Annotated in this window: 17 protein-coding genes; 7 read left to right on the plus strand and 10 right to left on the minus strand. The window is 62.4% G+C overall.

The genetic code is table 11. From position 1 onward, the window contains the following. The first annotated feature begins 2 nt into the window (after nucleotides 1–2). The 3 genes from AC1TPF_RS07935 to AC1TPF_RS07945 all read left to right on the plus strand — a co-directional run bounded on the left by AC1TPF_RS07935 (nucleotide 3) and on the right by AC1TPF_RS07945 (nucleotide 2,232). Nucleotides 3–881, plus strand: coding sequence for an ABC transporter permease (locus tag AC1TPF_RS07935; RefSeq protein ID WP_482143397.1), 879 nt, complete (start codon nucleotides 3–5; stop codon nucleotides 879–881). A 99-nt stretch (nucleotides 882–980) separates the two neighbouring features. Next, nucleotides 981–1,136, plus strand: a complete 156-nt coding sequence (locus AC1TPF_RS07940; protein ID WP_482143399.1) for a hypothetical protein — start codon at nucleotides 981–983, stop codon at nucleotides 1,134–1,136. 127 nt (nucleotides 1,137–1,263) lie between these two features. Beyond that, entirely contained in the window at nucleotides 1,264–2,232 is a 969-nt protein-coding gene (locus AC1TPF_RS07945; RefSeq protein WP_482135659.1) for a GGDEF domain-containing protein, read from the plus strand. A gap of 30 nt (nucleotides 2,233–2,262) precedes the next feature. On the opposite strand, the gene AC1TPF_RS07950 is transcribed toward AC1TPF_RS07945, so the two are convergent. The 7 genes from AC1TPF_RS07950 to AC1TPF_RS07980 form a co-directional block, all read right to left on the minus strand. Next, complete coding sequence (locus AC1TPF_RS07950; protein ID WP_482143401.1) at nucleotides 2,263–3,717, minus strand: hypothetical protein; 1,455 nt, start codon at nucleotides 3,715–3,717, stop codon at nucleotides 2,263–2,265. An 80-nt stretch (nucleotides 3,718–3,797) separates the two neighbouring features. Continuing rightward, complete coding sequence (locus AC1TPF_RS07955; protein ID WP_482143402.1) at nucleotides 3,798–5,171, minus strand: sugar transferase; 1,374 nt, start codon at nucleotides 5,169–5,171, stop codon at nucleotides 3,798–3,800. Next, complete coding sequence (locus AC1TPF_RS07960; RefSeq protein ID WP_482143403.1) at nucleotides 5,168–6,280, minus strand: glycosyltransferase; 1,113 nt, start codon at nucleotides 6,278–6,280, stop codon at nucleotides 5,168–5,170. The genes AC1TPF_RS07955 and AC1TPF_RS07960 overlap by 4 nt, the downstream gene beginning before the upstream one ends. A gap of 42 nt (nucleotides 6,281–6,322) precedes the next feature. Beyond that, on the minus strand, nucleotides 6,323–7,405 hold the full coding sequence (locus AC1TPF_RS07965) for a glycosyltransferase (protein WP_482143405.1): 1,083 nt from the start codon (nucleotides 7,403–7,405) through the stop codon (nucleotides 6,323–6,325). Nucleotides 7,406–7,424: 19 nt separating this feature from the next. Beyond that, nucleotides 7,425–8,198, minus strand: a complete 774-nt coding sequence (gene rfbF, locus AC1TPF_RS07970; RefSeq protein ID WP_482135654.1) for a glucose-1-phosphate cytidylyltransferase — start codon at nucleotides 8,196–8,198, stop codon at nucleotides 7,425–7,427. Further along, on the minus strand, nucleotides 8,195–9,379 hold the full coding sequence (locus AC1TPF_RS07975; RefSeq protein ID WP_482143406.1) for a DegT/DnrJ/EryC1/StrS family aminotransferase: 1,185 nt from the start codon (nucleotides 9,377–9,379) through the stop codon (nucleotides 8,195–8,197). The genes rfbF and AC1TPF_RS07975 overlap by 4 nt, the downstream gene beginning before the upstream one ends. Further along, on the minus strand, nucleotides 9,376–10,404 hold the full coding sequence (locus AC1TPF_RS07980; protein WP_482143408.1) for an NAD-dependent epimerase/dehydratase family protein: 1,029 nt from the start codon (nucleotides 10,402–10,404) through the stop codon (nucleotides 9,376–9,378). Before AC1TPF_RS07980 ends, AC1TPF_RS07975 begins: the two co-directional genes overlap by 4 nt. 220 nt (nucleotides 10,405–10,624) lie before the next feature. Here AC1TPF_RS07980 and AC1TPF_RS07985 point away from each other — a divergent pair, with 220 nt between their 5' ends. Both AC1TPF_RS07985 and AC1TPF_RS07990 read left to right on the plus strand, forming a co-directional pair. Next, a complete protein-coding gene (locus tag AC1TPF_RS07985; RefSeq protein WP_482143409.1) occupies nucleotides 10,625–11,773 on the plus strand; it encodes a hypothetical protein in 1,149 nt (382 codons plus the stop codon). Continuing rightward, the gene (locus tag AC1TPF_RS07990) at nucleotides 11,770–13,236 is read left to right on the plus strand and encodes a tyrosine-protein kinase domain-containing protein (RefSeq protein ID WP_482143411.1); all 1,467 of its coding nucleotides are present in this window, start codon (nucleotides 11,770–11,772) and stop codon (nucleotides 13,234–13,236) included. The genes AC1TPF_RS07985 and AC1TPF_RS07990 overlap by 4 nt, the downstream gene beginning before the upstream one ends. On the opposite strand, the gene AC1TPF_RS07995 is transcribed toward AC1TPF_RS07990, so the two are convergent. Together AC1TPF_RS07995 and AC1TPF_RS08000 are read right to left on the minus strand one after the other, a co-directional pair. Then, nucleotides 13,233–14,858, minus strand: a complete 1,626-nt coding sequence (locus AC1TPF_RS07995; protein ID WP_482143413.1) for a NosD domain-containing protein — start codon at nucleotides 14,856–14,858, stop codon at nucleotides 13,233–13,235. The genes AC1TPF_RS07990 and AC1TPF_RS07995 overlap by 4 nt on opposite strands. Before the next feature lie 28 nt (nucleotides 14,859–14,886). Next, a complete protein-coding gene (locus AC1TPF_RS08000) occupies nucleotides 14,887–16,140 on the minus strand; it encodes an EAL domain-containing protein (protein ID WP_482135648.1) in 1,254 nt (417 codons plus the stop codon). 292 nt (nucleotides 16,141–16,432) lie between these two features. Here AC1TPF_RS08000 and AC1TPF_RS08005 point away from each other — a divergent pair, with 292 nt between their 5' ends. After that, nucleotides 16,433–17,605, plus strand: a complete 1,173-nt coding sequence (locus AC1TPF_RS08005; protein ID WP_482143415.1) for a GGDEF domain-containing protein — start codon at nucleotides 16,433–16,435, stop codon at nucleotides 17,603–17,605. On the opposite strand, the gene AC1TPF_RS08010 is transcribed toward AC1TPF_RS08005, so the two are convergent. Then, nucleotides 17,566–18,321 (minus strand): hypothetical protein, encoded by a 756-nt coding sequence (locus tag AC1TPF_RS08010; protein ID WP_482135646.1) that lies wholly within the window; start codon nucleotides 18,319–18,321, stop codon nucleotides 17,566–17,568. The two genes, AC1TPF_RS08005 and AC1TPF_RS08010, sit on opposite strands and share 40 nt — an antisense overlap. 356 nt (nucleotides 18,322–18,677) lie before the next feature. On the opposite strand from AC1TPF_RS08010, the gene AC1TPF_RS08015 reads away from it, so the two are divergent. After that, a complete protein-coding gene (locus AC1TPF_RS08015) occupies nucleotides 18,678–20,786 on the plus strand; it encodes an Rv1355c family protein (RefSeq protein WP_482143417.1) in 2,109 nt (702 codons plus the stop codon). The last annotated feature ends 55 nt before the right edge of the window (nucleotides 20,787–20,841 follow it).

Raw genomic sequence — 20,841 nt, forward strand, 5'->3', positions numbered from 1 at the left:
CCGTGACTGAAACGAAGCCCCTGTCCGAATCCCAGCCTTTCTCGCAGTCCCGGCCTTTCTCTCAGTCGTTGGTCGGCCCGCGATCGCACAACGTGGGGACCTTCCTGATCGACTGTGAGGTCGTCGCGGTCCGGAACATCCGGACCATCCTGCGGAACTGGCAGATGATCCTCGGCGTCGTGCTGCAGCCGTTGATGTTTGTGCTGTTGTTCTCCTACGTGCTCGGTGAGGCGCTCGGCGGCGACCGCTACCGGGAGTTCCTGATCGGCGGGATCATGACGCAGACGGTCGCCTTCAACGCCGGGTTCACGGCGTTGGGATTGGCGACAGACTTGAAGGACGGCATGATCGACCGCTTCCGGGCGCTGCCGATGTCACGCCTGGCCGTTGTCGTCGGACGGACCATCTCCGACATTTCGGTCAACATCGTCGGGCTGGTGGTGATGTCGGTGGCAGGTTTCGTGATCGGCTGGCGGATCGACACCAGTCTGTGGGAGGCCCTCGCCGGGTATGCCATCGCACTGTTTTTCGGCTTTGCACTGTCCTGGGTCGGCGCGGTCGTGGGCTTGGTGGCCGGATCCGCGGAGGCCGCGCAGAGTTTGTTGCTGACGATCCTGTTCCCGTTGACGTTCGTCTCGTCGGCCTTCGTTCCCGCGTCCACGCTGCCTGCACCGTTGCGTGAGATCGCCAACTGGAACCCGGTCACCTCGGTGGCGCAGAGCCTGCGTGAATGCTTCGGTAATCCGGTGACGGTGAACCCGCTGTTACCGAACCCCGTGACGTGGGCGTCGGAGAACCCGCAGGCTTACTCGCTGATCTCCATCTGCGTGCTTCTTCTGATCGCGGTACCACTTGCGTCCATGGCGCTGAAGCGGCTCTGATCGCCCTACTGGAATCGCGCACGCGCCGATCGTGGCCCAAGCCTGCCTGAATCACCCGAATAGAGGGTTTTCTCAGGTTCGCTTGGCAGAATAGTCGCCATGATCGTGTTCTGGGTCACTGTAGCGGTGATCGCCTGGCTTGTCGTGTCGATTGTGGTAGCAATCGCTGTTGGTCGCGCAGTTCGCCTGCGCGACCTTGCCGAAGATGCCGGTGGCCGCACCGGTGACGGCGAATCACAGCCCAGAGCATCCTGATCATCCAAAGCGCGCGCGAAATATCGCCCCAATCCACCATGCATACCGCAATTGCTGCGCGAACATCGGAGAATTGTGTGATCGTAAGGATCATACTTACGGGGTTGGGACAGTCAGGGGAAGCAGGATGCGGTTGATCGAAACGGGGGCCGGAGTGCGGCAGGACTGGTCGGGTTGGGATGCCCGGTCATTGGCGACGGTGATGGATTCCCTCGTCGGTGGTCTGGTTGTGGTGACCCCCGAGGGCAAAGTCGAGGCCGCCAACGCGGCCGCGGACCGGGTTCTGGAGCTCTCCGGCAGGCGGTCAAAACTCGAGTTCAACGAGTCCTGCTCCGTGACGTTCCGCAGCGATTGCGGCGCGCGCCTGGTTGCAGGCGATTTCCCGAACCAACGTGCCATCGCCACCGGCGGGCCCGTCTCGGGGATCACTCTCGGCGTCGACCGCATCGACGGCAAGCGCGTCTGGCTCGACTGCAGTGCCACCCTGCTGCACCCCGAGGAGCCGGAGTCGCTGGTGATCGTGTCGTTCAACGACGTCACCGAATTGCGGACCATGCGCGAGCGTCTTGCGATCGATGGGGAACGCGACGCGCTGACCGGGCTACCCAACCTGAAATACGTGATCCGGTACATCAACGAACTGCTGGGGACCGTCCGTTCAATGGATCGCCCCAAGGTCGATGTGGTCATGGTGATCAACTTCGACAAACTGCGGCAACTGAACGACTCCCTGGGACATCTGGGCGGCGACAGGGCACTTGCGATGACGGCCGAGCGCTTGCGCGACGAGTTGCCCGAACCGCATCTGATCGGGCGGGTGGTCGGGGCCGAGTTCATCGCGGTCCTGCGCGATGTCGACGAAGAAGACGTCGAAGATGTCTCGGACTTCGTCCACGTCCTGCTGACCGAGCCGTCAGAGATCGATGGCACGCAGGTCCGGCTCCGGGCGAGTGTGGGGATGGCACGTATCCGGCCGGGTGATCGGCGCAGCGCCGAGGACATCATCAGCGCTGCCGACACCGCGATGTATCACGCCCGGACCAAGGGCGGCGGTCACACAGTCGACTTCGACGCCCTGAACCCCGCGGATCAGTAACTGGCCCTATCGCCCAATGACAGGGCGTGATCACCGAACTCGTTTGATCAACGACCCGGATTCGTAGCGGTGCCCGTCGGCGCGCAGTTCTGCTTCGGCCAGGCGTCGTCGGAGGTCGGCGTTCTGCTCGCGCAAGGCCCTGAGTTCAGTTGTTGTGCCGCTGCTCATCTCGATGTCGCCGTACTGGCGGCGGGTGTGGAACAAAGTGGCCACCGACATGTCGAGTTCGATCGTGATCGCCTCCGTGGCCATCTCGTCGGCCGTCTTACCTCTCGCCAAACGCTTGCCAGCGCGGCGTTGCCTGCCTATCCCGGGAATCCGCCAGGGGCTGCGGGGCATCTTGTGTGATCGGTAGCGCCACACCATGCTCCACGTCTCGCCGACGTAGATCGTGAAGGCGATACCGGAGATAACCGTCAGTGCGACCAGCATCGCGTCGCCGTGCAGGAAGATGATCGACGGCACCATCGTCGCCGCGCGGAAGATGTCCCACATCATCCGGAAGCGAGTGCGCCCGAGGAACGGGAGGATCCGGTCGATCGGGATGATCACGATGTTGAGGCAGTTGTAGACGGCGGTCGCGGCGAAGAAAGCCCACAGATCGCCCGACGTCCCCGAATCGGGGAGTATGCCGGTGATCAGCACTGCGACAACACTGGCGACGAGGCATCCGAGGCCGAGCGCGGAACCGAACAACAATCCGTTGCGCGTCCCGGATCGGACCGTCGTCCGTGACTGCTCACGAATCCCTCTGGCGACCGTGGTATCGATGGCCGGCGTCAGGATCTGCCCGGCGATCGTCTGAAAGCCGTTGGTGACACGGGTGGCCAACGCCCAGGCGGGTGCAAAGCTGCCCAGTGTCCCGGCGGCGAGAGCACCGGACTGCATCGACAGGCCGTTGAAGAACTGTCCGGTGATCAAGGCGCCGCCGCTGTGGATGTCATGGCCGATCGAGCCGAGGCCGTAGGGTATCCGGGTGAACGCCATGCGCCTGATCTTTGTGCGCAGCAATGCAATTGCCGCCGCCAGTCCGTACGCTGCCGCGATGCAGACGATGAAGCTGAACTCGTTGCCGGAGGCCAGGCACAGCAGTACGTTCCCGGTCAGCAGAATGCAGGCATAGGTGAAGCGCATGACCATGAACTCGGGATAGCAGTCCGCTGCCACCAGGACTGCCTGCGCGATGAGATATGACGCCTGAGCAACCAAAACGATGGCCACACAGGCGACGACGGTGCCTGCGGAATGGTTGACCGAATAGACGATCACTCCGGTCAGCAGTATCCCGAGGCCGAGCGCTCCGGTGCAGAGCAGTGCCGAGCGCACGAGACTCTGTGATCGACGTTCACCGAGATGTGCAGTGGGCAAGCGGTAACCGATGGCCAGTGTGGAAACACCGGCCGTGATCGTCGAGCACGCAACCACGACAAGGATGAACACCAAGACATCGTCGAGGCCGAAGAATGCCGGAAGAACGCCGGACACCAACGTCATTCCTTGCGCCAGAAATCCCACTCCTACGGAGCGGAGATTCTTGATGCGCGAGAGGATCTGCATTCTGGCCGCTACGAACCCGTCCGATGCAACACCGCACGAACAGTCAGGATGATGATCTTGATGTCGAGCCAGACCGACCAGTTCTCGATGTAGAAGTTGTCGTAGAGCGCCCGGTCGTTGATGTTGGTGTCCCCGCGGAGCCCATTGATCGCAGCCCACCCGGTGAGTCCGACGGTGACCCGGTGCCTGTCGGTGTACGAGTACACCGAATCGCTGAACTGTGCCACGAAATGTGGGCGCTCGGGACGGGGGCCGACCAGCGACATGTCCCCCCGGACCACATTCCACAACTGGGGTAATTCATCAAGAGACGTCTGCCGGAGAAAGCGGCCCAACCTGCCCATGCGCTCGTTCTGGCCGGGCGTCCAGTCGGTATCCGAGGTATGGGTGGAGACCGGCCTCATCGACCGGAACTTCAAGAGGGTGAACGTCTTTCCGTGCCTGCCGACGCGCTCCTGGCGGAAGATGACAGGTGCCGACCTGTCGGAGAGGTAGACGCCGCAAGCGGTGACCGCGAGTATCGGCGACAGGAAGATGAGTGCGGGCACCGTCAGGCACAGGTCGAGCAACCGTTTGCAATACCAGTAGAACGCCCGCTGGGCGTTGCGCCGTGCCCTGATGATCGGGATCGTGTGGATCCGGTCCATCCCCGGGGTCAGGTGCAGGAACTCGAAAAGCCTTGGAACGATGTAGATCTCGCAGTCCATTTCGTCACATGCGCGCAGGTCTGCGACGAGTGAGGAATCGGGACGATTCCGGAACGACACGATGATCGTGCCGATTTGCTCGCGCCTGACGAGCTCGGCGAGCGGGACATCGGAGACGACCGGGATCTGGAACCGGTCGGTGTCGAACATGGGTTCGGCGTCGATGACCACCACCGGCTCGAGCCCGAGTTCTGGCTGTCGGGTCATACTCTCCACGAGTACCGAGGCGACCGTTCCGCTGCCCACGATGGCGGTGCGGCTTCGTGCACTCGGTCGCCTGCGCCGACGACTGCGCCGCATCCAGTAATAGATGAGCCGGATGGAAAACAAGATGACCGTCAGGAATCCGGCGGTGAACAAGGCCCACAGCGTTGTGGACTCGTGATCAAAGATGACCAGGCCGGTCAGGACTGCGATGGACACCGTGACGGTCAGTCTCGGGAAATCGTCGAGCGCAGAGAGCGTGATCGCCCGAGCGTATCCGCCGGTGAACTCGATGAACAGGGTGACGATGAGTGCGGCGACAAGTGTGACCTTGAACGAATTCGACCACAGTGTCATGAAGGCGGTGATCGCAACAAGGTCCAACATGACCAACGTGGTGTCGGTGCGTCGAAGGGTTCCCGAACCGAGTTGGACCATGGTGGTGCTCACCGAGATGTCGGTGGTGCTCATCGTCCCTCGACTTTCTGCCCGGAAACGAGTGATTGTGCCAGCTCTGCCACCGCACGTGATGATTGCCGGTGGTCGAACGATCGCTCGATCCGTGCCCGTCCGGCCAGACCTTCGGATCTGGTCAGGTCGGGATTGTCGAAACGCTTGCGGATCTCGGCCCCGAGGCCGTTGATGTCGCCGATCGGGAGTACGGTTCCGGCCCCACCCACAGATTGTTTCATTCCGCCGCAGTCAAAGGCGACGACGGCGGTGCCGGCCGCCATCGCCTCCATGGGAACCAACGCCATACCCTCTACCCGGGACGGAACCACCACAACGTCGGCGACCGACATGTACGCAGTCGGGTTGTCGCGGCTACCCATCCATCGCACCGACGGGTGTCTGCCGTGGGCGCTCTCGCGTAATTGTTGTGCCAGCGGACCGTCGCCGACCATCACCAGCATGGCGGTCGGGTGAGTCGGGACCACATCCTGCCATGCCTCCAACAACATGTCCTGACCCTTCTGCCGGGCCAGACGACCCACGCAGACCGCCAGCGGTCCGCCGGACAGCTCGAGCGTCGCGCGAAGGGACTCGATATCCGATGCCGGCCGAACCACCTCGGTGTCAACACCATTGGCGATGACGGCGTAGTTCCCGTCGATTCCCGCCGATATACCGATGCGGTGTTCGTCGTCGCTGACACACAACAGGCGATGAGCCCACCGTGCACCGAGGCGCTCCCAGCCGCGCGCCAACCGGGTGACGGGGGAGTCCACCGCCTGGAACGACCACAGGTGTGGCTGGAAGATCGTCGGCACACTACCTCGCAGAGCGAGCCTGCCTGCCAGTCCTGCCTTGGAACTGTGAAGGTGGACCACATCAGGTTCGGCGGCGCGGAACACAGCGTGCAGGCGCCTGGTCTCGGCGACAATCGACGGCCCGGGTGAGCGGGTCGCAGGCCAGGGATGAACGGGCACACCCAGTTGCGCGGCGCGTTCGGGGAGCGGGCCGATGGGTGGGCAGGCCAACATCGGCGACCAACCGCGGGACATCTGGTCGGCAAGCAGGGCCGAGACAACCGCTGCAACGCCGGCATCCACCGGCTGTGACACATGCATGATCTTCATTAGCCTTGTCCTGCCGATGGATTCGGATGAATTGGCGGAGGACTACCCGTGGACGAGATGGCGTAGCAGCGCATCGTAGCTCTCCATCATCAGGCCGGGGTTGTACCTGCTCCGTATGGTCTCCATTCCGAGGTCGGCTTCGAGCGCGCGGGCCGATTCGTCGTGCAACAGTTCTCGGAAGGCATCGGCGATCGCGTCGACATCCTGGGCACAGACGAGTCGCCCGCCGCCGGTGCCCAGGATCTCGCGGAGTCCGTCGACATCGGTGGCCACCACCGGCCGGCCGGCCGACAGCGACTCCAGGATGGAGATCGGCAGTCCCTCCCAGTCGCTGGTCAGTACCGAGATGTCGCACGCTGCAAGGAGCTTGGGGACATCCGACCGCACACCACTGCCGAAAAAGCGCACTCGATCGCCCAGTTCCAGGCGCTGGGCCTGGGATTCGAGTTCGGGCCGCAGTGACCCGTCCGAGGCGAGTATCAGCAACTCCTCGCCGGACAGTTGGGCCCAGGCGTCGAGGAGAACGTCGTGCCGCTTCTGCGGTTCCATCCTCGCCAGGCACAGCGCCACCGGTCTGTCGGCCGGGATGCCGAGTTCTGTGCGGCAGAGCGCACGGTCCGGGCGGGGCATGTCGGTGATGGCGTTGCGGATCACGCTGAGCGGCAACTTTCGCCGGCCGGCAACGGACTGAAGCCTGGTGGCGATCGCCTCGGACACGGTGACGATGTGGTCCGCGGTCGCAGCCAGGATCCGGGCCGAACGGTGATAGTCGTCGTCGGCGACACCGTGAAAGATCGAGAGCACCGGAACCTGGCGCTGAGCCAGCCGGGTCAGTGCGCTTGCCGACACATTGTGGGCGATGATCGCGTCCGGCTGATAATCGGAAATCGCCTTGGCGGCATGGTTTCTCGCCTTCACCAGGCCGCCAAGCGAGCGTCGGGGCGGTTCGACGAAGAATTGCGGCACGCCTGCGTCGGCCAACAGGTCGGCACGTTGACCACCACCGGAGGCAACAGCGGATTCCCATCCCACCTGATCGCCGCCTGAGACCAACTCGGCGACCACGGATTCGGCTCCGCCAACACCCATCTCGCTGATCACATGCAGCACCCGTAGAGAACTCATCACGGTGCCCCGGTGTTCATCACGACCAGATCTTCCAGGGAGCGTTGCCCGAATCCCACATCTGATTGAGGTTGATCTTGTCCCACATGGTGTCCATGCCGAGCCAGAAGCCATCGTGCCGGTAGGACGACAACTGGCCGTCGGCGGAGAGGCGTTCCATCGGCTTGCGTTCGAAGATCGTCGGGTCCCCGTCCTCGATGTAGTCGAGGATCTCCGGTTCGGCCACAAAGAACCCGCCGTTGACCCAGCCGCTGCTGCCAAGGGGTTTTTCGCTGAAAGTGGTTGCGCCACGGTCTCCGATCTCCAGGGTTCCGTAGCGGCCGGGAGGCTGCACGGCGGTGACCGTGGCGATCGTGTTGTTGTTCTTGTGGAAATCGACGACCTTGCGGACATCGAGATCGGCGACCCCGTCGCCATAGGTGAAGGAGAACGTCTCGTCGCCGATGTGTTCTCTCGCCCGCAGCAGCCGGCCGCCGGTCTGGGTGTCCAGGCCGGTGTCGAGGAGGGTGACCTTCCACGGCTCTGCCTTCGACTGCAGCGTGGTGATCGTGTCGGTCGCCAGGTCGATGGTCACATCAGAGGTGTGCAAGAAGTAGTTCGCGAAGTACTCCTTGATCATGTAGCCCTTGTAACCGAGTAGCACCACGAACTCGGTGATGTCGGCTGCGCCATAGATTTTCATGATGTGCCACAAGATCGGCTGGCCTGCGATCTCGACCATGGGCTTGGGTCGGGTCTGCGATTCCTCGCTGATGCGGGTCCCGCGACCACCTGCAAAGATGACAGCCTTCATCGGTTGTCCTTTTCTGTGTGCAAAAAACTCCGCAGCAACCCCACGACCCGGTCGACGTGCTGTTCTTCCAGCATCAGAGCCGAGGGCAGATTGATCGAGCGTTGTGCGATGTCGTAGGCCACCGAGTTGGTGGCACGTGCGGTGCGGACCTGGTCCGGGTAGTTCGAAAACGCCTGCAACGAGCTGAGCGGCGGGAAGAAGGGGCGCGTATCGACACCGTTGTCGTCGAAGTACGCCATCATCTGCCGGGTCGAGGTGCCAAACGCCTTGTCCACGACGATGTTTGTCATCCAGTATGTGTTGACGCTGCCTGCGCTCTGCGCGTTGAGTTGGACGCCGTCGAGATCGGCGAGTCTGTCGCGGTACCAACCGAACAGCTGCCGCTTCTTCGCAACCAGTTCGTCGACGCGCTGCAATTGGGCTCGGCCGAAAGCAGCCTGCAAGCTGCTCATCTGGTACTTGAATCCCGGGATGTCGGATACCAGTTGTGCGTGCGCGCCGGGCCGCCGTCCCAGATTGCGGAGCTGGGCCATCCTCTCGTGCAGGTCGGTACGGTCGGTGACCACGATGCCGCCCTCGCCCGAGGTCAGTGTCTTGGTTCCGTGGAAACTGAACACACCCATGTCGCCGAGCATCCCGGCCGGAATGCCGTGATGCCTCGCGCCGATCGCCTGTGCGGCGTCTTCGATGACAGGGATGTCGCCCGCGAGCTCGCGGATCGCCGACATGTCCGGGACGTCCCCGTACAGGTCGACGGTGACGATGGCCTTGGTCCGCGGGCTCAGGCGCGCTCTCAACGAATCGGCTGACATGCACCAGGTGTCGGGGTCGATGTCGGCGAATACCGGGGTTGCGCCGGTGTAGGTGATCGGGGCCGCGGTTGCCACAAAGGTGGTCTCGGGAACGATCACCTCATCGCCGGGGCCGAGATCGAGTGCAACCATCGCCAGGTGAAGTGCCGAGGTCGCATGTGGGACGGCCAGCGCGTGGCGTGCACCGAGGTGGGCCGCGAACTCTGTTTCGAACAACCCGACGGACTGGCCGGCGTTTCCGTACCAGTCGTGCAGTGCCGCGTCCGCGACGAACTTGGCCTCTAGTTCGGTGACCCACGGACCGGCGACCGGGATGCGCTTGGAGAAGTCGTGCAATGCGCGGCCTACTTCGTGGTCGGTCCCACTCATATCGTCACAACGCTGCGTAGATCGATGTCCAACGCGCCTGCGTCGAGCAATTGTTTGATGGTCCGTAGCCGGAAGTACCTGGGTCCGTTGAAGAGTTCGTCTGTCATCGCACCCGAATACGCGTTGTACAACTCTTCGATGCCGCGCGGCACCGTCCATTGCGGGGCGTAACCGGGCAGGTTCCGTTCGATTTTCGAGAAGTCGACCTTGTAGTCACGAATGTCTGGTGCGGCGCCTTCGCCGAGACTCACGACGCAATCGGGGACCACGCGGGCGACAAGATTTGCGATATCCCTGACCTGGTAGTTTTCGCCGACTCGACCGACGTTGAAGGCCTCGTTGTGAATTGCCTCGCGAGGTGCGTCGAGGACACAGGCGAAGGCGTGGGCGATATCGAGTACGTGGACAAGCGGGCGGTGTGGTGTGCCGTCGCTTTCCATCACGACCTTGCCGCTGGTCACCGCGTGAGCGACGAGGTTGTTGACCACGATGTCGCACCGCAGGCGTCGCGAGAGTCCGTATGCCGTTGCGTTGCGCAGATAGACCGGGGAGAAGTTGGCGTCGGCAAGTTCCATCAACGCCTGCTCAACCCGGATCTTGGATTCGCCGTAGGGCGTGACGGGATTGAACTCCGCGTTCTCGTCGACCTCGCTGTCACCGCCCTTGCCGTAGAGGCTGCAGGAAGAAGAGAAAAGGAATCTTGACACCCCGGCGGTTTTCGCGGCCTTAGCTAAATGCACGGAAGAATCTAAATTGATCGTGTAGGTCAGAATTGGATTGAGGTCTGACAAAGGGTCATTAGATAGGGCTGCTAAATGAATGACCGCGTCGAATCCTTCGAGATCATCCGGAGTAACGTCCCGCAGATCCTTCGCCACCACGGGCAGAATGTCAGGCGCCCCAAGGAAATTCCCGGTTTCGAAGTAGTTGTTGTCCAGCCCGAAGACCTCATGGCCGCGCTGGGTCAGCATTGATGACATCTCGGTTCCGAGGTATCCCAAATGGCCGGTCATCAGTAGTTTCATTATCACTTCAATCGCCGCTGGAAGATTCCGGAGTGACCATACTACGTAATTGATCTATTGAAGAATGAGAGCAATCACAATGCGCAGGAAGGGCACATCTGAGCTATTGTCTTGAAAAGAAGCGCCGCGACTCGGCGCGTGCCCGTTCGATCGTGCCCGGGGGAGCGCGAGATGAAACCCCTGGGCGTAGGTGTCAAGAGTAGGATCCGTTCGCGAAATCATGTTTACGACAACCGGTCTGGTGGGTATCGGCTTCAGATACCAGCGGTACCGCCATGTGTTCATGGCACTGGCGACTGCTTACGCCTTTGTGTTCGGCGTCTTCGTCGTCATGCACCGGACGGTCATTCTTCCACCCAAGTTCTCCTATGACGGCGACGTGATCGCGCAGCTCGCCACCGGCCGGATCGTCATCAGGGAAGATGCCTCGTACACGAATACCGCTCGGGTGTACGACTTCATGGGACTTGGTCCGCATGCGACCGCGGCCTCTCTGTTGGGGCTGGCGGCGGCAACGGCTGTGGTGCTGGTGTGTCTGGTGCGCACCAGGGGATATCCCGGCGGGTTTCCGGAAGCCGTTCTGGCCGGCCTGATAATTGTCTTGGCAGCGGTGTACATCGGGTACTACTCCAAGGAACTGACCGTTCTGCCGTTCACGGCCCTTGTGCTCGTGGTGCCGAGCAGCGTTGTCTTCGACGCGGTTCTGGTTGCCGCGATGCTGGTCTATGCGCAGGTCTTCCGACAGTATTGGGTCATCATCGCGGTTGTATACGTGGCGTTACGGATCGTGAATTGGCGCCGAATACGTGTGATCTCCAGCGTTGCAGTGGGAGTCGCGTCGCTGGTTGCGCTGGCGGTGGCATTTGCCGTCCTTCTCGGGCTGCCTGTCGATCACTATCGCGAGATGGTGAACAGCACTCGCGGCGCGGGGCCGGATTCGATGACCGCCATCGGTTCGTTCACCGATATCGCCGATCCGCTCGGAGGCATCGTCAACGCGATCGCGAGTTTTGCGTTCCTGTTCGTACCCATCCCGATGGTGCTGCTCGGCGGGGCCTACTACGCCGGACTCGCAATGCTGATCGCGGGCATCTGGGCATACTTCTTCGTGTCGCTGAGCCGAGTCGGGAGGGTTTTGCAGGGAGCTTCGACGGATATCAATGTGTTGGTGAGAAGGTCGATGGCATTCGTGCTCGCCTTCGTCACGGTGCAGGCGATATTCGAACCCGACTTCGGTTCAGCGCTCCGGCATCAGGTTCCGATATTGCCATTGGTGTTGCTGGTCTGCCTGGTCGCACGAGGCTCGCCGGCTTCTCATGACAACTCGACGATCGAACACCACGAATCCACCATGGAGCAAAAGACATGACATCCCGGACCCCGGATCGACGAGATGCCAACTGGCTGAGGCTATGTGCGAACGCACTCCGCAACGGTTGGATTCTGATCGTGGCGATCACGGTTGTGGTGGTACTGGCGGGGGTGGGATACACGCTCACACAGAAATCCGAGTACGAGTCCACCGCCACCCTGTATGTCAGTTCGGTGGCGAACCAGAGCGGTGAGCGTGAATCCCCCGAGGGCTTGCAGGGGCTCGTCGCCACCTATTCAGAACTGGCCACGTCCACCGAGATCGTGACCGCGGCCTTGCGTGACGCCCAGATCGTCATGCCGGTCGCCGACGCGATCAAGGAGATCACCGCACTGGCCGTACCGGAAACCACGCTGCTCGAGGTTGCGGTGCGCGATACCGATGCCGGCCTGGCTCAAAGGCTCGCCAATGGCGTCGCGGTGTCGCTCGCCGGGTTCATGTCCACCGCGGACAAGCAGGGCAAATCCGAGCCGGCACAAATGCGGATCGTCACCCCGGCCCAGACCGGCGAGCAGGTGTCGCCCAATCTGATCGCGAATGTGTTCTGGTCGTTGATCTTCGGAATCGTGGCCGCAACAGCGGTCGTGATCACGCGGGCCGTACTCGACAATCGCCTGCGGAGCGCTGTGGACGTGGCAATGGTGCCGGGTGCACCGCCGGTGCTCGCCGAGATCTCGTCGAAGGGCTTGGAGTCGGTCGACGGTTTCCCGTACCTGCCAGTGCGGGGCACTGCTGCAGCGCAGTCCTTCGACGTCTTGTCGACCAACGTCGCCTATGCGACAGGGGACATCCCGATCTCCAGCATTCTGGTCACGAGCCCGACGAAGTCGCCGGAGCAATCGGTGGTCGCATCGAATCTTGCTGCAGCACTGTCGAAAACGGGGCGCTCTGTGGTACTCGTCAGAGCTGATCTGTCTGATGTCGGCGAGGAGGTGTCCGAGCCCGGGGTCAGCTCGGTGCTGGATGGTTCCCATCCGCTTGATGACAAGATCTTCGGAAAGTTGGTGCCTGGGCCCCTGGTGCTCGGCACCGGCCCACGCAGCGGTGCGGGACCGGAGTTGCTGAAGTCCCCACGCGCCACGGAGATGTTCGACGAACTCAAGAAGTCGTTCGAACACGTGGTCATCGAGGGCCCGCCGGTCACCGAAGGTGACATCGCGTCGGTCCTGGCGGTCGGCGCCGAAGGAACCCTCATCGTCTGTGTGGGTGGTCGGACCAGGGTGGGGGAGTTCACGGATGCACTTGACCAGCTGGCGAAGGTGCGGGCCAAGGTGATCGGCTCGGTTCTCATCCCGGCGGTCGGCCGTGGGCGTCGAAAGCCGAAGAGCAACAGCGAATCACCGGATGGCATCGCCCCAGCGGTCCTCTTCGGGTCCTCCGAACGTGCGGCAGAAGGCGAGCCTGTGACAGAAGCTGAGCCTGCGACAGAAGCCGAGCCGGTGAAGGCCGTCGACGGCTAGGAGACCGAGACACCTTCCGGGACGTTGACGGTCGGGACCGTGACATCGACGAACTCGTTGGCGTCCAACGATCCCGTCGACTCGGAGCGGTCGAACAGGTTGATCCCGTTGGTGCATCGGGAGATACGGTTACCGCGGTGCGCGATCTGTCCGGTGGTGGCGTTCGTATCGAGGATGCCGTCGGCAAATCCCGAAATGCTGTTTCCGTCCGTGATGGTGTCGGCCGACTCGTCGTTGCTGTTCTCGAACTGGATGCCGGCATGGGAACGGTCTCCGTTGCGGGAGAGCGTATTCTGGCGTGCTGCCGGACCGGTGGTATGCCAGAACGTGATCCCGTCGGCCTGAAAATCGGTCAGTGTGTTGCGTTCGAATCGGCATGACACCCCAAGGGTGACGCTGCCACCGACGGTGGTGACACCCTCCGCGGTCGTGTTGCCCGTGTTGTCGGTGGCGTGACAATTGCGTGGCTGGTCATCGACGTTGTCGACGCCGAACATGGCGATGTACGAATCGGCGTGACCGGATACGGTGATCGAGTTGCGCTCCACCGCAGTCATTGTGGTCGATCCGTACAACATCACCGCAGCCCGGTGAGGCGCGTAGGACTCGCCCTGTCGGTCGGAGTCGGCGCGGGTGACCTCAATTGTGTTGTCGGCGACGGTGACCTCGCTGCTGCGGATCACCGCCACACCCCACCAGGTGCTGTCGGCGACAGTGTTGTTGATGATCGTGGCCTGTGTGATGTCCTCGACGACGATGCCCCGGCGGAACTGACCCCGAACGGTGTTGTTCGCGACCGTATAGATCGAGTTCGGCATCGGTCCGGACTCTTGCTCCCGGTCTTTCAATGCCTCGCAGTGGATTCCGATACGTGCATCGGATCCGGCCCGGCAGTCGACCTCGTTGCCGATGATGGTCGCGGCGGCACCCCATGTGACGATTCCGTCGCCCCGGTCCTCACCCAGCGTCGACTCGAGATCGTCCGGACCGTCACCGGCGCCAAGTACGTCTTTGATGCGGTTGTTCAGGATTCGGGTGTAGTACCACTCGCCGTAGGGGTCCACGCCGATCCCGCTCTGGAACGACTCGATGAAGCACTCGGAGACCTCGACGTTGTTGGCCTTGATCGTGATGGCGAACGGGTTTTCGCCGGTCTGCGATCGAGCCCCGAGCAGGCCGGGATTTGTCATGCGCAGTCGGTGGATCCGGGATCCGGACCCGGTCACGGTCAGTCCCGATGCCTGTGCGATCCCATCGGTGAACTTCAGCTCGCCCGGGCCGGAAAGGTGTTTTCCACCAGGAAGTTCGAGGCCTGCGGTACATCGGAGCACCGCCCCGCCGGGGATCACGATCTCGCAGCCTGCCGGCGTGGTGTCGAGAATCGACTGCAGGGCCGCGGTCGCGTCGTCCGAACCGGTCAGGTCGGCGTCGGTATCCGAGAGAACATACGTTGACGGAACGCTGAGGTCGTCGTCGTCGCCGCTGGTCGGTGTTCCGGCATCGGACGACGAACATGCGGAGATCAGCAGCGCTGCCGCCGCCGGACTTGCGATCAGAAAACGGCGCCGGGTCAGGGCGGTCGGGTTGGTGATCGGCACCGGGCCGGTTTCGAAGGCGCTCATGTCAAGGCCGATGGTACGGCTCGGGCGGTTACAACCGGATGTCGCCTGCGGCTGCAGGTTTGCCGAACAGGAATCCTTGCGCATGGGTGAAACCGAGCTCGCGGAGTTTGCGTACTTCGTCTTCGCTCTCAACACCTTCGGCGACAGTGAGGATGCCGAGGGACGCCGACAATGTGCACACCGCTCCGACCAAGCTGCGCAACGGCTCGACGATACCCACCTTGGAAACGAGGGAGCGGTCGATCTTCACCACCTGCACCGGCTGTTCCACCATGTATCGCAGTGCCGCGAAACCGGTCCCGAGGTCGTCGACGCAGACAGTGCACCCGAGCGCGTCGAGTTCCAGAAGTGTTTGTGCCGCAGGGGACCCGACCTCGATCAGGTTACGTTCGGTCACCTCTACCCACACCGACTTGGCCGGAACACCCGTCGCCGCAATCGCATCGGCGACATGCTGCACCAGCCTGCGGTCGACAAGCTGGCGAGCCGAGAAGTTCACCGACATGAACAGAGCCGTGTCGCCTGATTCCCGCTGCCACTGCGCCAACTGTTCGAGTGCGACGCTCACGCCCCAGCGGCCGATCGGGACGATCAACGACGTGGCCTCTGCCGCGTCGAGGAAGTCGGCGGGGAGTCGGAGCTCATCACCCACCCGCCATCTCAGCAGGGACTCGAACCCGACACGCTTCCTTGATGCCAGGTCGACGATCGGTTGGTAGTGCAGGGTGAAGTCGCTGCCGATCGACTTCGCCAACTCGGTGGTCGCCGCCACTTCATGCTTGAGCAATTCCACGGACTGTGACGTTGCGCGGAAGGACGTCGACGAGGTGCGGATGGCATGGTGGACGGCAGCACTTGCCGCTTGGACCAGATCCGGGGCGTCGCGCGCGGTTGGCACCTCGGAGGCAATCGCTATGCCGAGGCAGGTCGGAACGAAGACAGCTTGTCCCTCGACCATCACCTGACGTGACATGCGCTCGGCGAGTCGACGTTCGACGGTCTCGGTATCGACCTTGTCGGCATTGAAGAACACCAGGATCAGGTGGTCGTACGGTCCCTCCCAGACAGCCGGATGGCCGCCGAACATCGCGCTCAGTTCGGCAGACACTGCGGGCCGGAGTTTACTGGCCAAGCGCCAGCCCAACGCAGCCGCGAGCAGGCAGGTCGGGTCCATGGAAACAAGGACGACTCCGAGGGACGGGAATTCGACATCTGAGATGAGGGCGCGAATGGCATCGCGGGTTGCCACCGATGGCTCCAGTGGCGGGGTTGACGCTGACATGCACAACTCCCGATGATCAGTCCAGCGCAGCGGCATCCCTACAAATGCACACCTCGCGCTCGTTCAATCGTTGAGACTACCGCCCCGAGCAGATTTCGACCTCCGATGGCCGGATGTCCAACCCGTGTCTAGACTGGGTGTGGTTGTTCCCAATCGGGAACCGGCGTTGAGTGGATTTTCACGCCTCGAAGGTTTCACCATCGTCGCCCGTCTGGTCAGGGTCTCGCGCACCTGCCCGGCGGCGTCGCCACCGTGCTGGGGATTCGGATAGCTGATCGCTGTGGATAACAAAGTGTCGGAGCGTTTCGACGCACGATCGACTGCGGTACTGATAAGTACGGCGGGCGCCTTCGCGTTGCCTTTGTTCGCGTTCATACAGCCGGAATTCATTATCGACGGCGGTATGAAATACCTCGTCCTGGTCTGGCTTTTCAGCACATTCACTTTCGCTGTCACGCTTTATATCGGCCGGTTGTCCGACACCCAATTCGCAATACTCGGATTCGGCGGAATGCTGGGTGTCGCCTGGTCGGCCTATCTGGTGACGGACCCGGCTGCTGCCCGAGCGATTGTGGCACTGTTGGCCGCCATCCCGGCGATCGCTGCCATGGGTTCGTCGCGGCGTGTGACGGTCTCGTTCACACTGCTCGCAATGGTGCTGGCGGTGGCACTGTCATCCATCAACGCCACCTCTGGGGTGGCACTCATCGTCGCGACAGGCGCCGCGGTCACCACCGTTTTCGTGCCGGTGTTCATGGTTGCCGCGCTCCGGCAGTCATTGGGTTCGGTGCTCCTCAAGGTCGCAAAGCTGGGCGATACCGACCCGCTGACCGGGGTGCTCAACCGTCGCGGATTGTTGAACCGAAACAGTGATCTCCTCGAGCGCATCGTCAGAACCCGTCAATCGATCGGGTTCATGATGATGGACTTCGACAACTTCAAGATCGTCAACGACAGCCATGGTCATGCTGCCGGGGATTCCGTGCTCGTGTCGGCGGCAGCCGTCATCGAGAAGACCGTGCCCAGCCGGTCGATGGTAAGCCGGTTCGGCGGCGAGGAATTCGTGGTGATGGCAGAGTCGGCAAGCCCGGCAGAACTCATCGAACTCGCCGAACAGATCCGTCACCGAATCCACGCCGAATGCGGCGTGACGATCAGTATCGGCGCAATCTACGCACCGCTGATCCGATCGACGACCGGTCGCCCCAACATCGACGACGTGATCGACTTCCTCACCAGGCAGGCGGATCGGTGCATGTATGCAGCCAAAGACGCCGGGCGCAATAAAGTGATCTCGCGCACATGTGCGCCGATTGTCTGGGTTCCTGGTCCTCCAAGCGAGCCTCAGATCGAGTTTGTCGCGGACGAACGCCGCGTGGGGAATCTCGACCTGGTCCGCAGGCGGCGGGCCGCTGACGCCCGGTCTCAGGCCGCGACGCCATTTGTCGACGACCAGACGTTCTGAGTGGCACCGGCCGCGAGGATCGAAGTGTCCTGCACCATGTGGGCGAGCACCCTCGGCTTGGCGTCGATCGCGATCCGGTCACGGTCCCACCACATGAGGCTGGTCTGGTAGCGGGCATCGGGGTACGGCGAGGCGGGGATGTCTTCGGCGACCCGGCCGCCCGAGGATTCCCAGCGACGCAGCACGTGGTCCGCAGCCGTGGCCATGATGTAGCGAGCGCCGGTCAGGGTCATTGTGGGAAGGGCGACCCGGGCAAGCATCCCGGCAACGGTCGCGGCGGCGGGTCCGTCGGCGGCCCAGGCCGTCTTCATCTCGACAACACCATCCTCCAGACGCGAATCAATCGCGTCGATGACCATCTCGAGACCTGGCTGACCGGCCCATTCGAGCAGTGCGTGGGACTGGTGGGCGTTGACGTACGGCCCCTTGGCGCGCACGCCTCCGATGACCGTTCCCGAGCGATCGAGGGCGGCGTAGAACAGAGTTGTGCAATTGCCGCGGACGACGTCGTCGTACTCGAGGGCCATCTCCGCGCCATACTTGGCGTAGCTTTCGCGAGCACCGTCGAGATACTCGATCCATACGTCCGGAACTGAGTGTGGCGTGCCGACGATCAGTGTCGTCCCGGTCTGCTCGTCGATCACCTGAGCGGTGAAATCACGTGCTCCGGTGCTGATCTGTGCGGTCCGACGATCGTGGGCGAATGCGGTGGTCATTGCGTCTCCTGGCCTGCACACTTGTGCGCGCTATTGCTATCTCACTATCGTGGATAGTTGGTGTGGGATCGTTGATGGTCTTGCAGGTAGCAAATATTTCTCAGCGTTTTGTTGCCCCTTGCTTATTGTTGCTTGTTTGTGGCCGTTATGTCACTGTGTGTCAATCTCCCTCGCCGAATTCATCCCATTTGGTTTGTCTTGCGCTCGGGCTTGGACAGTCTTCTGATCGAATGTCCAATTCAGTTGTCCGAATGTCGCTTGGGCCCATGGGATGTGGGATGTCAGCCTCCCGTATACCGTCGAGAGAACAGGCTTCAATCTCGGCCTCGCGTTGAGATTATAAACAGGATGGTGTAGTGAACGATCAGGCTAAAGAATCCATGGCCACCGTTGAGGTTTTCGAGGGCGGCAATCCGGAGGGGCACAGCCGGTTCGAGGAACTGCGCGCCACATCAGGAATTGACTTCCTTGATTCGGTGGCCGACCAGTTGTCGGCAGCAGGTGAATTGATCCCGCCGCTGGGCAATCAGATTCTCGATGAGCCGGCGCGCTGGATCTACTATCCCTGGCGAAAGAAGGCAATTCGACTGCTCGGCCCCGCCGGATTTCGACGACTACGGCTGGATCGGAATCGCAACAAGTTGACCAGCGCTGAGCAGGACCGGGCCGGTGTGTTGAGAGTCGGTGTCGTCGGGCTGAGCGTCGGACATGCAGTCGCACATACCTTGGCACTCGAAGGCCTCTGCGGCCAGTTGCGGCTCACAGATTTCGACGACATCGAATTGTCGAATTTGAATCGTGTGCCGGGTTCGGTCTTTGACATCGGCCTCAACAAGGCTGTGGTCGCGGCCAGGCGCATAGCCGAGATCGATCCTTATCTCGATGTCCAGGTACATCAACAGGGTGTTCAGGAATCGACCATCGATGAGTTCTTGGCAGGCCTCGATATCGTAATCGAAGAATGCGACTCATTCGACGCCAAAGTACTGGTCCGGGATAGGGCGCGGGCACTGGGGATTCCGGTGATCATGGAAACAAGTGACGGCGGTGTTCTCGACGTCGAACGATTTGATCTGGAACCCGATCGGCCGTTGTTCCACGGTTTGCTCGGCGATTTCAATGCGGCATCATTGTCGGGGTTGTCGGCGGCGGAGAAAGTACCGTTTGCACTTCAGATTCTTGACGGCGACCGACTGACTTCGCGAATGGCGGCTTCGGTGTTCGAAATGGGCCGAACCCTGTCTGCGTGGCCGCAACTCGGTGGGGATGTCGCACTCGGTGGTGCGACCGTCGCCGCAGCTGTTCGGCGCATCGTCCGGGGAGAACCGCTACCGTCCGGTCGCATCCGGGTCGACCTCGATTCCATCCTCGATGGTCTGGCCGAACCGGCCCTGGCTGCGGCGCCCGCGCCCCGGATCGACGTCGATGTGCATGCCGAGTTCGCGGCGCTCGAGGCTCGAGATGCGTTGGTGTACGCCGGATCTCGGGCGCCCTCACTCGGCAACGCACAACCCTGGCGATTTGATGCGGACGACACCGGGGTGACGGCGCGATCGAACCCCTTGTCGTCGAGGATGGATGTCGGTGGACGGGCATCGGCGGTGGCACTGGGCGCGGTGCTGCACAACATGACGGTCGCGGCTTCGGCCGTAGGGGTGGCCGGAAAGACGGCGATCACCGGGTCGGGTGCGCAACTACAGGTTCGGTTCGAGTTCGATGGCGTCGTGGATGCCGATGGCGCCGCGCCTCTGCAGGCGATGCTCGATCGCCGGACAAATCGGGGATTCGGTGATCGCAGCGAGCTGGGCGACGATGTCGTCGAAGCGCTGTTGAAGCCACTGCCCGAAGGGGCGCAGACCCGCCTGATCACGGATCAGGAGACACTCGCCGCATTCGGAGTGATCGCCGGAGCGGCCGAACGTCTGCGGTATCTGGATCCGGACCTGCAGTCCGAGATGATGGCAGAGATCGTTGCTGCGTCAGAAGCCTCCTCCGACACCGGGATCGAGGTCGGCGATATGGCACTCATGCCGCAGCAGGCTCCGTTGCTGGCACTGCTGCGGCGTCCCGACGTGATGGCGCACCTCGATGCCTGGGGTGCCGGTTCCGCACTGGGCGCAGATGCACAGGGGCGGATCATGACCGCCTCTGCGCTTGCCGTGGTGACGGTCGACGGGCGAAGTGCCGACGCGTACGTGCGCGGTGGGGTGACGATGCAGGAACTCTGGATCCGCGCGCAGGCGCTGGGCTTGGCCGTCCATCCGATCACGCCGGCCTTTCTCTATGCCGACGGGTCGCCGGAATGTGGCGCGATCTCGCCGAAGAAGAGTGCCGAGTTGTCCACCCTGGCAACGCAGTTCGGCGAACTGTTCGATGTGAGGGGCGACCGGGCGGTTGCCGCGGTATTGCGGTTGTCGCGGACGGCCTTCGTTCCATCGGTGAGTCGGCGGCGGCCGGTGGCCTGATTTCCTTCCACCCCTAAACGAGCCGGTATTACGAAGACGAGCCACAAATATGTGG

This window comes from Williamsia sp. Y853, assembly GCF_056786495.1.

What these genes read in the sequence shown, in the direction of transcription:
- AC1TPF_RS07940 (WP_482143399.1), top strand. Translation starts at nt 981, where the DNA reads ATGATCGTGTTCTGGGTCACTGTAGCGGTGATCGCCTGGCTTGTCGTG.
- AC1TPF_RS07945 (WP_482135659.1), top strand. Translation starts at nt 1,264, where the DNA reads ATGCGGTTGATCGAAACGGGGGCCGGAGTGCGGCAGGACTGGTCGGGT.
- AC1TPF_RS07955 (WP_482143402.1), bottom strand. Translation starts at nt 5,171, where the DNA reads ATGAGCACCACCGACATCTCGGTGAGCACCACCATGGTCCAACTCGGT.
- AC1TPF_RS07960 (WP_482143403.1), bottom strand. Translation starts at nt 6,280, where the DNA reads ATGAAGATCATGCATGTGTCACAGCCGGTGGATGCCGGCGTTGCAGCG.
- AC1TPF_RS07965 (WP_482143405.1), bottom strand. Translation starts at nt 7,405, where the DNA reads ATGAGTTCTCTACGGGTGCTGCATGTGATCAGCGAGATGGGTGTTGGC.
- rfbF (WP_482135654.1), bottom strand. Translation starts at nt 8,198, where the DNA reads ATGAAGGCTGTCATCTTTGCAGGTGGTCGCGGGACCCGCATCAGCGAG.
- AC1TPF_RS07975 (WP_482143406.1), bottom strand. Translation starts at nt 9,379, where the DNA reads ATGAGTGGGACCGACCACGAAGTAGGCCGCGCATTGCACGACTTCTCC.
- AC1TPF_RS07980 (WP_482143408.1), bottom strand. Translation starts at nt 10,404, where the DNA reads ATGAAACTACTGATGACCGGCCATTTGGGATACCTCGGAACCGAGATG.
- AC1TPF_RS07985 (WP_482143409.1), top strand. Translation starts at nt 10,625, where the DNA reads ATGTTTACGACAACCGGTCTGGTGGGTATCGGCTTCAGATACCAGCGG.
- AC1TPF_RS07990 (WP_482143411.1), top strand. Translation starts at nt 11,770, where the DNA reads ATGACATCCCGGACCCCGGATCGACGAGATGCCAACTGGCTGAGGCTA.
- AC1TPF_RS07995 (WP_482143413.1), bottom strand. Translation starts at nt 14,858, where the DNA reads ATGAGCGCCTTCGAAACCGGCCCGGTGCCGATCACCAACCCGACCGCC.
- AC1TPF_RS08000 (WP_482135648.1), bottom strand. Translation starts at nt 16,140, where the DNA reads ATGTCAGCGTCAACCCCGCCACTGGAGCCATCGGTGGCAACCCGCGAT.
- AC1TPF_RS08010 (WP_482135646.1), bottom strand. Translation starts at nt 18,321, where the DNA reads ATGACCACCGCATTCGCCCACGATCGTCGGACCGCACAGATCAGCACC.